The organism is Streptomyces sp. BK022, from assembly GCF_004217355.1.
GTDB classification, from domain to species: Bacteria; Actinomycetota; Actinomycetes; order Streptomycetales; family Streptomycetaceae; genus Streptomyces; species Streptomyces griseoluteus.
In genome coordinates this window covers 541,981-557,059 of the sequence record NZ_SHKU01000004.1, presented here as the reverse complement: position 1 = coordinate 557,059, position 15,079 = coordinate 541,981, and the positions used below count along the sequence as shown (strand labels likewise).

Sequence of the window (15,079 nt, the reverse complement as noted above, 5' to 3'; positions counted from 1 at the left end):
GGCGACCTACCTGTCCTGACGTGTCGCGTCCAAGCTAGGCGGGTGGGTGGAGGGGCGCAAGGAACGACCCGGCGTCAGCCGGTGGGCCTGACCGGGGCTTCACGGGGAGGGTTTGGCACTCCCAGGAAGCGGCGTTAGGTTGGGCGAGCCTGATCATGTTGCCGGCATCCGGTCGGCAACGCGGCGGCCTCCGGTCGTGCGCGTGACCGCGAGCCCTGCCTGGGAGGCAGCCTTGTCGACACCCCCCTTCTCGTCGGTCATCCGCACCGCCAGCCAGGACCGGCACACGGAGGCCGAGCAGGCGCCGTTCATGAACGATCTGCTCGGCGGCCGGTCCGACATGGCCGCCTTCGCCAGGTACACCGAGCAACTCCTCTTCATATACCGCGCGTTGGAGGATTCCGCCGCTGTACTGGAGGGCGATCCCGTCGCCGGACCGTTCCTGCGCCCGGAGCTGTGGCGGGTGGCCGAGCTGGAGCGCGACCTGTCGCATCTGCTGGGCGAGGACTGGCGTGACCGGGTGGCCCCGCTCCCCGCGACGGAGCGGTACGCGGCCCGCGTCCGCGAGGTCGCCGCGAACTGGCCGGCCGGATATGTGGCCCACCACTACACCCGCTACCTGGGCGATCTGTCGGGCGGTCAGGTGATCCGGCGCGTCGCGGAGCGCACCTGGGGGCTGGAGAGCAAGGGCGACGGCGTCCGCTTCTACGTCTTCGAGAACATCGGCAACCCGGCCGCCTTCAAACGCGAGTACCGCGCGCGGCTCGACGCGCTGCCGGTGGACGAGCTGGAGAAGCGGCGCGTGGTGGAGGAGTGCCGGTCGGCGTTCGCACTGAACAACGCCGTCTTCACCGACCTCGGCACCCTCTTCCCGGCCACCGCCTGACAGGTTCCCCGGCGGACCCGGCTCCCCCGCTCCGCGCCGCTCGCGTACCCGCGTCCGTGCGATGACCGTGGTCGTCGCGGCGCCGGCCGGGAGCACCGGCTCGATCGACGGCATCGCCGGTCTACGGACCGGCCGGGACCCGGGCAACGCCCTGTTCGGCGCCACCTCCACCACGACCGCTGACGAGCGGCGCGATGATGCCCTCTACCCGACCGATATGGCACCACATACCCTCATTAAGTCGTTCAAGTAATCGCATCGCGCCGAAAGGTCCTTGTGATGCAGAACCTCACCCTCAACAACGGCGTCCAGATGCCGGCCCTGGGGCTCGGTGTCTTCCAGACACCGCCGGACGAGACACGGGCCGCCGTCACAACCGCGCTCGACCTCGGCTATCGACACATCGACACGGCCGCCGTGTACGGCAACGAACGTGAAGTCGGCCAGGCCATCCGCGAGTCCGCCGTCCCCCGCGAGGAGGTCTTCGTCGAGACGAAGACCTGGATCAGCGACTACGGCTACGACGAGACCCTTCGCAGCTTCGACAAGAGCGCCGCCAAGCTCGGCCTCGACCAGATCGACCTGCTGATCCTGCACCAGCCCCTCCCGTCGGACTTCGACAAGACCCTCGCCGCCTACCGCGCCCTGGAGAAGCTCCTCGCGGAGGGCGATGTCCGCGCCATCGGCGTCAGCAACTTCATGGTCGACCACCTGACCGCTCTGCTCGACGCCACCACCGTCGTCCCCGCCGTCAACCAACTCGAGGTCCACCCCTACTTCCAGCAGCGCGCGGTCCTCGGCTTCGACGACCGCCACGGCATCCTCAACCAGGCGTGGTCCCCCATCGGCGGCATCACCTTCTACACGGGGCCGGGCGACGGCCGCCGGAGCGTACTGGACGACCCGGCGGTCACCGCGATCGCCGGGGGGCACGGCAAGAGCCCCGCCCAGGTGCTGCTTCGCTGGGGCATCCAGCAGGGCCGCTCGGTGATCCCCAAGTCGGCCAGGCCCCACCGCATCGCCGAGAACATCGACGTCTTCGACTTCGCGCTCACCGCGGACGAGGTGAAAGCCCTCGATGCCCTGGAATCCGGACGGCGAGGCGGCCCCGAGCCGGAGAACGTCACCCTCGCCGCCTACGGGCACATCCTCATCCCCGAAGCCTGACACCACCCGCGAGCAGCTCTCATGCCGGCCCGCTCACCGCCGAGGGTTCGGCGAGCGGCGAAGACCCGCCCGCCTCTGTCCGCCGGGGCGGGGGCGGGGCGGGAGGTGGTGACCGCTCACGCGGAATCTGATGGCCAGTCAGCAAAAGCGCCGGCGGTAACAGACGACCATGGACCTCCCCTAGGGGGCGTACCGGTCAGCCTGTGGGCAGGCCGATCTGGTCGCGTTCGAGCACGGAGCGCAGCTCCGAGAAGATCTGTGCGGCGGCCGGTCCTGAGGGACCGCCCAGGACGTCGGCGGTCAGCTCGGCCAGTGTGTTGCTGAAGGTCGTCTCCGCCGCCTCGACGAGTTGCCGGCCTGCGGCGGTCAGGTCCAGCAGTGATGAGCGGCGATCCGATGGATTGGTTCGCCGTATGACCCATGCCCGCTTCTCCAGGCGGTCGACGCCCTTGCTGGTCGCGCCGATCCCGATGGCGAATTCGGTGGCGAGGTCCGCGACCCGGGACCCGGGGTGGTCGCGCAGGAAGCGCAGGAACTCGAACTGCGAGGTGACGATCCCGTGCCGCTCGCGAAGGCGGTCGTTCAGCGCGTTGTAGAGGCGTGTCTCGCAGCGGACGAGATCGGCAAAGAAGCCCGGGAGGTCGAGCGGGCCACGGCTTGACTTAGATGCCATGGCATATATCGTAACCTAGATGCCTAGGAATATAGTTCTTTGGCATGCACCCATGATGGAGGCGACGATGAGCAGGCAGCAGCGCGCGAAGCTGGACGCGATGGTCCGACGGCCTCAGCCGGAGGGCCCTCGGTCCGTGGAGGAGCTCCGCGCCGGGTTCAGGGCGATGATGGGGGAAATGATCGTCCCGGCTGGGATCCGCACCCGGACTGCGACGCTCGGCGATCGGCCCGCGGTGCTCGTCGAGCCGGCCGGCACTCCGCAGGCCGGGACGATCCTCTACTTTCACGGCGGCTCTTACGTGGTCGGTTCACCGGAGACGGCGATGTCGCTCACGGGGAACCTGGTGACCAGGACAGGGTTCAGGGCGTTCTCCCTGGATTACCGGCTCGCCCCTGAGTATCCGTTCCCGGCCGCGATCGAGGACGGACTGAGCGCCTACCGCGCACTTCTCGACAGCGGCGAAGACCCTTCGGTGATCGCGTTCGCCGGGGACTCCGCCGGTGGTGGCCTCACCGTCACCACCTGTCTCGCCGCCCGCGACGCGGGCCTGCCCATGCCGCCGCGATCGTGGCTTTCTCCCCCGGACTCGACATGACCCGGACGGGCGAGAGTATGGACACCAAGGCGGGCATCGACCCGTTCTTCACGCGTGAGGGCCTGGAACACACCGGGACCATGTACCTCGCGGGACAGGACCCGCATCAGCCCATGCTCAGCCCCGCCCTCCTCGCCGACCTGACCGGCTTCCCTCCGATGCTTCTGCAGGCGGGCACCAACGAGATACTCCTGGACGACTCCACACGCATGGCCGCCCGCGCGAGGGAAGCCGGAGTGGACGTCATCCTGGACATCACCGCTGACGTTCCCCATGTCTTCCAGGCGTTCGCCGGCGTCCTGGACGAAGCCGACGAGGCACTGGACCGCGCCGCTCTCTTTCTCAGTCAGCACATCCGCACCAGGGGCACAGCACGCACATCGGCAGGCTGAAGCCCGGCACCCCACCTCGCTCCGAGGGCCGTTCAAGACCCCGGGAGCGCGTTCTCCGTGGGCGGTGGCTCACGCGTGGTTGCTGGATTTTCTTACGTGACGCGAGTGCAACTGACCGACAGCGCAGTGGCGAGACGCGGGCGTCTTCGAAGCCCACCCCGTGATCACGACTCGATACGCGCCCTAGGGGGCCAGCAGCCGGCTGATCTGGTCGTGGACCGCCGTGCGGGCGGCCGGGACGTCGCTCAGGAGCGTCGGCGTGAGGGCCGACAGGGGTTCCTCGGGGTCGGTACCGCACTCGGTGCTCTCGCTGACGACCTCGTAGCCCTCGCGTACGGCGACGTCGAGCCGGAAGCGGCCCTCGTCCAGGGCGTGCAGGGCGGAGGCGACGACGAGGGGCGGCGGTCCGCCGGGCTCGCCCTCGTGCTTGTGGTAGGCGCTGGCCACCGGGGTGCGCCAGCGCAGGCTGAGCAGCACGGGGCTCTTGGCGACCACCTCGGTCAGATCGGTGTCGTACACCCCGGTGGAGGTCAGGACCGTGGCCCGGGTGTTCAGGACGAGGGCCGCAGGGAGGAGGCAGCGCAGGGTGCTGCCCGCGATGTTGCCGCCGACCGTGGCCGCGCGGCGTACGGCGCCGGTGCCGACCGAGCCCGCCGCCCGGCGCAGCACCTCGGGGACGCGGTCGTCGACGCGGTTGAGGACGACGGCGCCGCCCAGTTCCTCGGGGCCGAGGACGTTGGCCTCGGGCAGTTCGCGCAGCGACACGGCCTGGGCCGGGAACCCGTCGCGCTGCCAGGTGGCCCAGACCAGGGTGGCGCCGCCGACGGGGACGGCTCCCTCGGCCAGGTGGTCCCGAGCTTCGGACACGGACGTGGGCAGACGCAGCAGCACTGTGGCCAACCTGCCTTTCCTCGGGGGTCAGGCGAACGGCCGCCTTCGCGGCGGGAGTTATTCTCGCCGCCGCCGAAGGGGCGCGTACAGGGCTCACCGTGGCGCGCCGCGCGCCCCCTCCATCACCCGCCGGTGCGGGACGAGGACCCCTAGGGGAGGCGGGCCACCCCGGCGTAGATCCCGCTCTTCTCGGCCGCCGGGGCCTCGCCGTCCTTGAACCACTCGGTGGCCGTGACGAGGCCGGGCTCGACCAGTTCCAGGCCGTCGAAGAAGCGCTTGACGCCGGCGCGGTCGCGGAAGCCGAGCCGGATGCCGCCCTTGGCGTACTCGGCGGTGACCTGGGCCGACAGCTCCGGGAAGATGTCGGAGGAGGCGTGGGAGAGGACCAGGTAGCTGCCCGAGGGGAGGGTGGCGAGAAGGTTGGAGACGAGCCCGTACGGGTCCTGGTCGTCGTTGATGAAGTGCATCAGGGCGATCAGGGAGAGGGCGATGGGCCGGTCGAAGTCGAGCGTCTGGCGGGCGTTCTCGATGATGGCGGCCGGGTCGCGGACATCGGCCTCCACGTACTGGGTGGCGCCCTCGGGGCGGCCGACGAGCAGTGCCTCCGCGTGCCGCAGCACGATCGGGTCGTTGTCGGTGTAGACGATCCGCGCGGTCGGCACGATCCGCTGGACGATCTGGTGCAGGTTCGGCTCGGTGGGGATGCCGGTGCCGATGTCGAGGAACTGGTCGATGCCCTGCGCGGCGAGCCAGGCGACGGCGCGGTTCATGAAGGCGCGGTTCTGCCGGGCACCGGCGGCCGCCTCGGCGGGCAACCGCTCCCCCACCGCTTCGTCCACGGGGTAGTTGTCCTTGCCGCCGAGCAGCCAGTCGTATACCCGCGCGGGGTGGGCCGTGCTGGTGTCGATCTGCCGGGGGGCGGGGGTGCCGGTGGTCATGGGCGGGCTCCGTCATGATTCTGGCCGGTGCGAACACAGACGATCATCTACTGGTGGTCGCCATTCTGCATGCGGGGCACGGGAGTTGACCAGGTGGGTCACCGGCGGCGACGGCCTGCCCGGCCCGGTGTGACCGATGACCGACCCTGGTCGCCAGGTTTCGAAAGTATTAGCTGATAATTTGTGAAGCTCGCGAGCAGACACGGGGCCAGGGGGTAACAAATTGGCCATCGGTGCCACCGTGGTGGTCACCGATTCCGGCCGGTCCGTCTGCCCACGCGAGCAAGGCCGAGTGGGGAGGGAGACCTGTCGTGACCGAGGCAGGGCGGGGGGCGGACGCCGATGAGGCCACAGGTGCCGCTGACGGCGCCGGCGGCACCGACGGGGTCCGGCGTGGGCGCGGCCGGCGCGCGGCGCCGAAACGGGCGTGGGGACGCCGTGCCCAGGAACCGGAGCGGCAGGAGCCCGAGAACACTGCGGACCCGGCGCCGTTCGAGCCCGAGGCCACCATGCAGCTCCGGGTCGGCACCGTCCGGCCCGACGAGACGATGCAGCTCAAGATCGTCGCACTGGACGGCACCCGTCCCGAACCGAAATCCACGGCCGGGGCCACCGGGTCCGGCGCTCGCCGCCCCTCCCGCGTCCTGGCCCCGCTGCTGACCGTCCTCGCCGTACTGCGCCGACTGCTCGCCCCGGTCACCGCCAGGCTCGCCCCCTACGCCGCGCTCGCCGCGCCGTACGTCCGCAAGCTGCGCCCGGAGTATCCGCGTCCGGGCCGGGAGGACTGGCGGCGCTGGTTGCCGTCATGGCGGCAGTGGCTCGCGGGCTGGCTCGCCCTGACCGGCCTCTCCGGCCTCTTCCTGACCGTGGCCTACGCGGCGACCGACGTCCCCACCAACCTCAACTCCTACGCCACCCAGCAGGACAACGTCTACTTCTGGTCCGACGGCACCCCGATGGCCCGGACCGGCTGGGTGCGCCGGCAGGCGATGCCGCTCAAGGACATCCCGGAGGGCGTCCGCTGGGCGGTGCTGGCGGCGGAGAACGAGAGCTTCTACTCCGACCCCGGCATCTCCGCCAAGGGCATCACCCGCGCGCTGTGGCGCACGGTCGGCCAGGGTGACACCGAGGGCGGCTCCACGATCACCCAGCAGTACGTCAAGAACGTCTATCTGAACCAGGACCAGAACCTGAGCCGCAAGCTGACCGAGGCGATGATCGCTCTCAAGCTCGACAACAGGATGAGCAAGGACAAGATCCTCGAGGGCTATCTCAACACCAGCTGGTTCGGCCGCGGCACCTACGGCATCCAGCGCGCCTCGCAGGCGTACTACGGCAAGGACGTCAGCAAGCTGAACCCCAGCGAGGCCGCCATGCTCGCCTCGCTGCTCAAGGGTGCCGGGCTGTACGACCCCACGCTCAGCGCGGCCAACCACCGCCGGGCGGTGGAGCGGTGGTCGTGGATTCTCGACCGCATGGTCAAGATCGGCAAGCTCACCCCGGCGGAGCGTGCCAAGTACACCAGGTTCCCCGAGCCGATCAAGACGCTCCAGATCTACGACACCGGCAAGCAGAGCGACTACCTGGTGGAGCTGGCGTCGCAGTACGCCAGGAAGAACGCCCATCTGTCGGACAAGGAGTTCGACCTCGGCGGCTACCAGATCTACACCACCTTCGACCGCAAGCGGGAGAGCGAGCTGACCGACGCGGTCACCAAGGCCCGCGAGGCGGCGCTGAAGAAGGACCCCAAGGCCGCGCGCACCGCGCACTACGGCGCCGCCTCGGTCGCCACCGACGGCCGGATCGTCGCCGTCTACGGCGGGCCCGACCACCGCAAGCAGGGCTACAACGAGTCCAACGCCACTACTGTGCCCGCCGGTTCGGCCTTCACACCCTTCGTCTACGCGGCGGGTCTGGAGCACGGTGTGCACAAGACCCGGGAGGGCCCGGCCACCCCGGTCACCCCGGAGTCGGTGTACAACGGCGACGACGCGGTGCCCGTCACCACCCCCGAGGGCCCCTACTGGGACCGCAGCGGCAAGAAGGTGGCCGCGCACAACGACGGCAAGCGCTCCTACGGACCGGTCTCCCTGCGCCAGGCGCTCGCCCGCTCGGTGAACACGCCGTTCATGCAGCTCGGCATGGACACCGGGCTGGAGAAGGTGAAGGCGACCGCGCGGGCGGCCGGGCTGCTGCCGTCCAGCTTCGGCCCGGCGACGCCCAACCTCTCGCTCGGCACCTCCACGCCCAGCACGATCCGCATGGCAAGCGGCTACGCCACCTTCGCGGCGGACGGCCGGCACACGGAGCCGTACTCGGTGCGCCGGGTCACCCGCAACGGCGCCGGTGTCCGCCTCGACGCGCCCGACCGGCGCCGGGCGGTCAGCCCCGAGGTCGCCCGGCAGGTCAGTGAGGCCCTCGCGGACAACTTCCGGGCCTTCCACCCCACCCCCGCGGCGACCACGCCCGCCGCCGGAAAGGACGGGACCACCGACAAGGACACCGCGCTCTGGTACACGGGCACCCTCAAGTCGGTGTCGACCGCGATCGTCGTCTACCGCATCGACCTGGGCAAGAGCCTGGAACCGCTGCCACTGGACGGTCTGGCCGGCACCCGTGAGAACAGCGTGCCGTTCGGAATCTGGTCGCGGGCCATGGGCGTCGGCTGAGCTCCGCCGCCGCCCGGCCCACCCCTTCCCGGCTCCTCAACCCGCAACCCGCCCCGGAGATCGATCCGTATGAAGTCGTCGAGCACAGGCCGCCGTCGCAAGGCACGCAACCCCGAGGGCGGCCGCGTGACGCGCCCCGTCGTCCTCGCGCTGGCCGTGCTGCTCGTGCTCGTCTCCACGGTCACGGGATATCTGCTGCTCGACCACGACGACGACAGGGCCTCCGCGGTCTCCCCCGCCAAAGAGCCCGGCGCGTCCGCGGAGCCGGAGTGGGACGGGAAGACCAAGGTGCTCGGGGACGGCTCCACGTCCTACACGGGGCCGCAGAAGGGCACGTTGAAGCCTGTACGGCTCAAGCCCGGTGAGAAGCCGCCCCAGTTCGTCGTCTTCTCCTGGGACGGCGGCCTGGAGGGCAGCGATCATCTCTTCTCGCACTACCGGCGGCTGGCCAAGCAGTACAACGCCCACATGACGTTCTTCCTCACCGGCATCTACCTGCTGCCGAAGGCCAAGAAGGACCTCTACCACCCGCCGCAGCACTCCCCCGGCGCCGCCGCGATCGACTACGCCACCGACGAGCACATCCGCGAGACCGTGGAGCAGTTGCGCGAGGCGTACGAGGACGGCAACGAGATCGGCACCCACTTCAACGGGCACTTCTGCGGCGCCAAGGGCGGCGGCGACTGGAGTGTCGAGGAGTGGAAGAGCGAGATCGACCAGTTCTACTCGTTCGTGGAGCACTGGAAGTCCAACACCGGCTACAAGGACATCGACCCGCTGCCCTTCGACTTCAGGAAGGAGGTCACCGGGGGCCGCGCGCCCTGTCTGGAGGGCCAGAAGAACCTGCTGAAGGCCATCAAGAGCTACGGCTGGCGCTACGACGCCAGTTCCGCGGGCGACTTCCAGATCTGGCCGGCGAAGAAGGACGGCGTCTGGGACTTCCCGCTCCAGATGCTGCCGTACGAGTCCGGCAAGTACCAGGGGCTGTCCATGGACTTCAACTTCCTGTACAACCAGTCGGACGGCGAGACGCAGGGCGACGCGGCCGAGTTCCCCAAGTGGGAGCAGCAGACGGTCGATTCGTACATGTCCGGGTTCAACCGGGTGTACTACGGGAGCCGGGCGCCGCTGTTCGTCGGCAACCACTTCGAGGACTGGAACGGCGGCATCTACATGCGGGCCATCGACCAGGTGGTCAAGAACGTGTGCACCAAGAAGGGCGTGAAGTGCGTGTCCTTCAAGGAGCTGGCCGACTGGATGGACGTCCAGACACCGCAGACGCTCGCCCGGCTGCGCAGCCTGGACCCCGCCCAGTCGCCTGACTGGTCGTCGGTCGTCAAGTGACGTGTGAAACAGTCTGGTTCCACTTGTGCATCCCGTCTTCACACCTGCCGCACACGGCGTGCGAAGATGCGTTCGCCCGGTCTCTGTCACCGGAGTCCCGGTCTGTGTACCGGCGTAGAGGGGAACATCATTGAAGTCAAGGAAATTGAGCCGTAAGCGGAGCCGCGCCACCATAATCTCGGCGGCGGCCGCCTCCGTGGTGGCGGGCGTCGCCCTGCTGCCCAACTGGAGCGCGGGCGCGGCGGTCACCGACGACCCGACCGTCGACACGGCGACCAAGGCGACCTTCCAGAAGCTGGCGGACGCGGTCTTCACCGACCGCACCCAGGCCCTGGTGGGCGGTGCTTCGGAGGACCACAAGCAGCGGACCTCCGGTTTCTCCGGCGATGTGCGCCTGTCCGGCACGCAGTCGCGCCAGGAGGACTCCGCGCTCAGCCAGCTGCGCGGCCGCAAGAGCCGTCTGGCCGCGCTGGGCGAGCAGTACAGCGCGGGCAGCACGGTGGTGAAGCTGGACGCCACGCGGGTCGAGGGACGGCGTGCCACGGTGGCCGTCACCGAGACCACGTCGCTCACGTACAAGAAGGTCACGGGCAACGAGCCCCCCACCACGGGGTTCCAGGCCCACCACGAGCTGACCTTCAAGGCGGACCGCGGTGGCGACTGGCAGCTCACGGGCATCAAGGACACCGACGAGGGCTACCTCGCGGTGAACCAGGTGGCGAAGCCCGAGGTCGCCAAGGTCCAGGTGAAGGCGGACGACAGCCCGCCGGACGCGCCCCGCGCGGCCACCACGCGGCCGGCCCCGGCGAAGCCGAAGACCCTCACGGGCACCGGCTACGACTACTCGGCCATGGTCGCGTACGCGACGAAGTACTGGAGCAAGTACAACACCGAGTACCCGGACTTCAACGGGGCCGGCGCCGGTGGTGACTGCACCAACTTCGTCAGCCAGGCGCTGAAGGCGGGTGGCTGGAAGCACGTTCCCGGTTACACGAACGACTTCCACAAGTGGTTCGGTACCGCCGACATCCAGTCGGACTCCTTCGTGGGTGTGAACGAGTTCTCCTGGTTCGCGCTGTCCTCGCAGCGGGTCACGAGCCTTGCGAATGTCTACCAGGCTGACATCGGCGATGTCATCCAGATGGACTTCAACAAGGACGGGTCCAAGGACCACACGATGATCGTCACCAAGCGCGACGCCCAGGGCGTGCCCTACGTGACGTACCACTCCACCAACACCTACAACCGGTCGGTGGCAAGCCTCGTCGCGTCCTACCCGACGGCGGCGTTCTACGCCTACCGCACCTGATGAGGTGACCGAGGACCCCCGCCCGGCAGCCCGCCGGGCGGGGGTCCTCGCGCGTCCGGACCACGGTGGTGCTTTGCCGCGCGGCGGGCCGTGGATAAAGTCGGCCGTCGACCGGGTTCTGGCGGTGTGGGCTTCAGGGGGCGTGGATGAGCCGGTACGCGCGATTGGCGTTCACCAAGAACGTGCGGGTGGTGCAGGAGGAGCGGGGCAGTGCCGAGGCGATGGCGCGGCTGCTGGCCCGGGACACCGAGGAGCCGGACCGGCTGGGGCCCGACGAGGCGGACTTCATCATGGCCCGCGACGGGTTCTACCTGGCCAGCACCGGGGAGGACGGCTGGCCGTACGTCCAGTTCCGGGGCGGCCCGCCGGGCTTCGTGCACGTGCTGGACAGCGGCACGCTGGCCTGGGTGGAGGTGCGCGGCAACCGGCAGTACATCACCGCGGGCAACCTCCGCTCCGACGACCGGGTCTCGCTGTTCTTCATGGACTACGCCAACCCCACCCGGCTGAAGATCTTCGGCCGCGCGGAGACCCGTGATCCGGCCGAGTTCCCCGAACTGCACGAGCGGTTGTCCGACCCGCGCACCGACGGCCCGCTGGAGCGGCTCATGCTGATCCGGGTGGAGGGCCTGTTCTGGAACTGCCCCAAGCACATCACCCCGCGCTACTCGGAGCCGGAGCTGGCCGAGGCGCTGGAGCCGGTCCGGGAGCGGATGCGGATGCTGGCGGAAGAGAACCTGGAGCTGCGGGAGCGGCTCCAGGCGCGGGACTGAGCGGCGCCGGAACCCCCTGGGCGGGGTTCCGGCCGCCATGCGCTCAGGGACCCGGCGTCACCGCGCGGCGAGCCGGGCGCGGATCAGCCACAGCCGGTTGGCGAAGCGGCGCCCGCGCGGCTGGACCTCGTACGGCCAGCGCCCCTCACCGGCGCCGGGCTGGCCCGGCTCCTTCAGCGACTCGACCTCCCAGCCGCCCGCCTCGAGGAACGGCTCCGGCTCGTCGGTGCCGAAGATCCACGGCGTGCCGTCCTCCGCGAGCCGGTCGAGGAACGGCTTGGAGAAGGGGCTGCGGAGCAGGGTGCGGCCGAGGATGTCGAAGGCGAGGTGGCTGCCGGGCGCGGAGGCGGAGGCCAGCAGGCGCAGCAGCCCGGCGGCCTGCTCCTCGGTGAGGAAGAAGGTCAGCGCCTCGGCGACCCACAGCGTGGGCCGGGTCCGGTCGAAGCCGGCCGCCTCCAGGTCGGGCAGCCACTCCTTGGTCAGGTCCGCGGACACCTCGTGGCGCTTGACGGAGGGCTTGGCGCCCAGCGCGTCCAGGCGGCGCCGCTTCTCGGTGATGAGCGGGCCGTGGTCGACCTCGTAGACGTCGACGTCGTCGGGCCAGTCGAGCCGGAAGGCGCGGGTGTCCATCCCCGCGGCGATCAGCACGACCTGGCCTATCGAGCCGTCCGCGAGCAGGTCGCGGATCGCGTCGTCCAGGAAGCGGGTGCGGATGGAGATGAACGGCAGCAGACCGCCGCCGACATAGCGGTCGATCAGCTCGAACCCCTTGGGCTCGGCGAGGTCGCGGGCCAGCGGGTCGACGTAGAGGGCGTCCTCGCGCTCGGACTCCAGGGCGCGGGCGGCTGCCATCCACTGTGCGGTGTACGAAACGGCGTGCATGGGTGTGGTGGTCCCTTCGACAAGTGCTCGGTCTGGCAGGTCGGTTGGTGGGCGGCTCAGGTGCGGATGACCGCCTTGGTGCGCATCAGGAAGTCGCCGAGGAAGCCGTCGTGCGGCAGTCCGGGCGCGATGCGGTAGGTGGGGGTGTCGCCGACGTAGACATTGCCGATGGTGGGCTCGTCCAGCAGCCGGTCGATCAGTTCCTCCCGGGTGGTCAGGGCGGTGACGACGAGGCTGTCCCGCAGGACGGCCGTGCCGGCGTCGGGAGTCCAGGGCGCCACCCAGACGCAGGGGAAGGGCAGTTCGACGCCGAGCTGGGCCGCGTCGGGCCGGTCGACCTGGTGCACGGCGGGCCGCAAGGCCGCGCTGCCGTCCCCCAGTTCGGCCACCACCCCCTCCGCGCCCAGCCAGGGCCGGGTGCCCGCGGCCCGGTTCGCCAGATGGGCGCCGAACGCCTGGGCGGTGGCCAGCGGTTGGACCGGAAGTACGGCCTTGTCGTCCTCCGGCGCGAGCGCGGGGAGCGCGCCGAGCCGTTCGGCGAGCGCGGCGCACAGCGGTGCCGGGTCGCCCTCCACGAGGACGGCGGTGGCGTTGACGCAGCCGGTGCCGCCGTGGTGGCTGACCGAGTCGACGATGGTGTCCAGGTGCTCGCGCCAGTCCACGTCGGCGGTGACCAGGATCTTGGACCGGCCTGGCCCCTGGGTCAGCACCGCCGGGTCGGTCCGGTGGCGCCGGACCGCGTCGTCGCCGCCGTACACCATGCCGAGATCGGCGCCGCGCAGCAGCTCGTCGGCCAGCTCGTGGCCGGTGGGCAGGAACGCCACCTGGTCCGGCCCGAGCCCGGCCTCGCGCAGCGCGGTGATCAGGCGGTACGGGGTGAACGGCTCCCGGCGCGAGGGGCGGACGGCGACCCGGAAGCCGAGTGCCAGCGCCTCGGGCCAGAGGCTGTGGGTGCCGGGGTGGTTGCCGGCCGCGTTCACCGCGAACACCTCGCCGCGCCGGGTCCACACCGCGCGCCCGGCACGGGTGAGCGGGTCCCGCCAGTCGTCACGGGCGTCCACCGGCCGGGCCCGCCGCGCGCTGTCGTACGCGGCCGCGAGGCGCTCACCGATGGCGCGGGTCGCCGTGCGGACCACCCCCAGGGGCACTCCGCCGACCCGGCTGACGAGGTGCTCGTGCTCGGTGACGGTCAGCCCGCCCACCCGGCCGGTGGTGAACAGCTCCGCCGCACGGGCCAGTACGGCGGCCCGCCGGTCGGGGGTGGCGGGCTCGGCGCGGCGCAGCGCGGTCAGCGCGCGGTGCAGGAACACCCCCGGTACCAGGCTGAGCTGGGCGACCGGCGCTCCGGACACATCGGTGACCGTGAGCCGGTTGCGGGCGCGGTACGGGCCCCTCGGCCCGAGCGCGTCGAGCTGGGGCAGCTCCTCCTCTTCCAGCGCGGGCGGCATCAGTAGACCCCCTCGATGACCGTCTCGTTCTCGAAGACGCCGACCGGCGCGATGTCGGCGACGGAGTCCCCGCTCCCGCCCTCCGGCGGCCGGACGCGGGTGGCCAGGTCGCGTTCGAGGTTGTTGGGCAGCAGGAAGGACTTGCTGACGTGGTGGGCGACCACTCGCCCCCGCTCCCCGTAGGGGACGGGCCGGCCGGTCTCCGGGTCGACCACGCCGAAGGTGACCCAGGGGTCGAGGGTGTCGAAGACGCAGGGCGCGTCGTCGGGCAGGCCCGGCCGCTCCCCCGCGAAGCCGAGGATCATCGTGCTGCCGTAGTTCCCGCTGAGGACGGTGTCGGGGAAGACCTCGGTGCGGTACAGGTGACGGGAGTCGGCGTCCATCTGGGTGCCGCCCCAGCGGATCGCGCGGACCTTGTCGTTGACGAGGTCGACCAGGTCGTCCCGGCGGGCCAGCCGCTCCAGCAGGGGCGGGGTGATGGTCATGACCCCGATGTCCTGGGTGCGCAGTACCTCGGCGGCCTGGTCGATCACGTGCTCGGCGTAGGCGCCCGCCTCGGGTCCCCGGCCCTCGGCGATGGTGCGCTTGACCCAGCGGGGGTCGAGGTCGACACGGAACCCGTACCGGCCGTGGGTCGCGGCGGAGCGCTGGAAGTACTCGCCGACGATGTGCGGGCCGCCGGGCACCAGGCCGAGCCAGTCGGCGCCGCGCGGGAAGCCGTGCGCGTCGAGCGCCTCGTTGCTCCAGTGCAGGGTGCGCTCCAGCCAGTCCCGCAGCAGCACCACGCGCTTGGGGGCGCCGGTGGTGCCGCCGCTCTCGTAGACCCCGATCACGTCGGGGCGGTCACCGTAGCCGCGCGGGACGAGGTCGGCGGCCGGCACGTGCCGCAGTTCGGCGGCGACGTTGGGGAAGCGGGCGAGGTCGGCGTGGGTGCGGATGTCGCGGCGGGGGTCGAAGTCGAAGGCGGTGGCCCGCTTGAGCCAGAACGGCGACCCGGTGTCGGGGTCGAAGTGCCAGGCCATGGCCGCCTGGACGAAGGCGTCCGGGTCGGGGCGGGTGCCGTGCGGCGGTTCGAGGATGCGGTCGGTCTCGGCGATGTCCAGCGTCAT

Annotated in this window: 15 protein-coding genes; 9 read left to right on the top strand and 6 right to left on the bottom strand. The window is 70.7% G+C overall.

The genetic code is table 11. From position 1 onward, the window contains the following. Window positions 1–232 precede the first annotated feature (232 nt). From EV284_RS19305 to EV284_RS19295, 3 genes are all read left to right on the top strand, one after another. On the top strand, window positions 233–886 hold the full coding sequence (locus EV284_RS19305; RefSeq protein ID WP_130335775.1) for a biliverdin-producing heme oxygenase: 654 nt from the start codon (window positions 233–235) through the stop codon (window positions 884–886). 61 nt (window positions 887–947) lie between these two features. Then, entirely contained in the window at window positions 948–1,139 is a 192-nt protein-coding gene (locus EV284_RS19300; RefSeq protein ID WP_130335773.1) for a hypothetical protein, read from the top strand. A gap of 26 nt (window positions 1,140–1,165) precedes the next feature. Next, on the top strand, window positions 1,166–2,053 hold the full coding sequence (locus EV284_RS19295; RefSeq protein WP_130335771.1) for an aldo/keto reductase: 888 nt from the start codon (window positions 1,166–1,168) through the stop codon (window positions 2,051–2,053). A 196-nt stretch (window positions 2,054–2,249) separates the two neighbouring features. Here the strand turns inward: EV284_RS19295 and EV284_RS19290 are convergent, their stop codons facing one another. Further along, window positions 2,250–2,726, bottom strand: coding sequence for a MarR family transcriptional regulator (locus EV284_RS19290; protein ID WP_130335769.1), 477 nt, complete (start codon window positions 2,724–2,726; stop codon window positions 2,250–2,252). 52 nt (window positions 2,727–2,778) lie between these two features. On the opposite strand from EV284_RS19290, the gene EV284_RS33325 reads away from it, so the two are divergent. Both EV284_RS33325 and EV284_RS33320 read left to right on the top strand, forming a co-directional pair. Next, window positions 2,779–3,324 carry an alpha/beta hydrolase fold domain-containing protein gene (locus EV284_RS33325; RefSeq protein WP_242625726.1) on the top strand — a complete coding sequence of 182 codons (546 nt, stop codon included), beginning with the start codon at window positions 2,779–2,781 and terminating at the stop codon, window positions 3,322–3,324. Then, the gene (locus tag EV284_RS33320) at window positions 3,321–3,716 is read left to right on the top strand and encodes an alpha/beta hydrolase fold domain-containing protein (RefSeq protein WP_242625725.1); all 396 of its coding nucleotides are present in this window, start codon (window positions 3,321–3,323) and stop codon (window positions 3,714–3,716) included. Before EV284_RS33325 ends, EV284_RS33320 begins: the two co-directional genes overlap by 4 nt. A gap of 183 nt (window positions 3,717–3,899) precedes the next feature. On the opposite strand, the gene EV284_RS19280 is transcribed toward EV284_RS33320, so the two are convergent. Both EV284_RS19280 and EV284_RS19275 read right to left on the bottom strand, forming a co-directional pair. Continuing rightward, entirely contained in the window at window positions 3,900–4,607 is a 708-nt protein-coding gene (locus tag EV284_RS19280) for an FAD binding domain-containing protein (protein WP_130336462.1), read from the bottom strand. Window positions 4,608–4,756: 149 nt separating this feature from the next. Beyond that, entirely contained in the window at window positions 4,757–5,545 is a 789-nt protein-coding gene (locus EV284_RS19275) for an SAM-dependent methyltransferase (RefSeq protein ID WP_130335767.1), read from the bottom strand. Between the two features lie 509 nt (window positions 5,546–6,054). On the opposite strand from EV284_RS19275, the gene EV284_RS19270 reads away from it, so the two are divergent. The 4 genes from EV284_RS19270 to EV284_RS19255 all read left to right on the top strand — a co-directional run bounded on the left by EV284_RS19270 (window position 6,055) and on the right by EV284_RS19255 (window position 11,640). Next, a complete protein-coding gene (locus EV284_RS19270) occupies window positions 6,055–8,214 on the top strand; it encodes a transglycosylase domain-containing protein (protein WP_242625759.1) in 2,160 nt (719 codons plus the stop codon). A 69-nt stretch (window positions 8,215–8,283) separates the two neighbouring features. Then, window positions 8,284–9,558: a hypothetical protein gene (locus tag EV284_RS19265; protein ID WP_165425580.1), complete on the top strand. Its 1,275-nt coding sequence runs from the start codon at window positions 8,284–8,286 to the stop codon at window positions 9,556–9,558. Window positions 9,559–9,754: 196 nt separating this feature from the next. After that, window positions 9,755–10,867 carry an amidase domain-containing protein gene (locus EV284_RS19260; RefSeq protein WP_130336458.1) on the top strand — a complete coding sequence of 371 codons (1,113 nt, stop codon included), beginning with the start codon at window positions 9,755–9,757 and terminating at the stop codon, window positions 10,865–10,867. Between the two features lie 146 nt (window positions 10,868–11,013). Continuing rightward, entirely contained in the window at window positions 11,014–11,640 is a 627-nt protein-coding gene (locus EV284_RS19255) for a pyridoxamine 5'-phosphate oxidase family protein (RefSeq protein ID WP_130335762.1), read from the top strand. Window positions 11,641–11,697: 57 nt separating this feature from the next. Here the strand turns inward: EV284_RS19255 and EV284_RS19250 are convergent, their stop codons facing one another. Genes EV284_RS19250 through EV284_RS19240 form a run of 3 tightly spaced genes read right to left on the bottom strand, consistent with a single transcriptional unit; the run spans window position 11,698 to window position 15,079 of the window. Next, complete coding sequence (locus EV284_RS19250) at window positions 11,698–12,522, bottom strand: SAM-dependent methyltransferase (RefSeq protein ID WP_130335760.1); 825 nt, start codon at window positions 12,520–12,522, stop codon at window positions 11,698–11,700. A 56-nt stretch (window positions 12,523–12,578) separates the two neighbouring features. Then, complete coding sequence (locus EV284_RS19245; RefSeq protein WP_130335758.1) at window positions 12,579–13,970, bottom strand: aldehyde dehydrogenase family protein; 1,392 nt, start codon at window positions 13,968–13,970, stop codon at window positions 12,579–12,581. Next, window positions 13,970–15,079 (bottom strand): phenazine antibiotic biosynthesis protein, encoded by a 1,110-nt coding sequence (locus EV284_RS19240; protein WP_130335756.1) that lies wholly within the window; start codon window positions 15,077–15,079, stop codon window positions 13,970–13,972. Before EV284_RS19240 ends, EV284_RS19245 begins: the two co-directional genes overlap by 1 nt.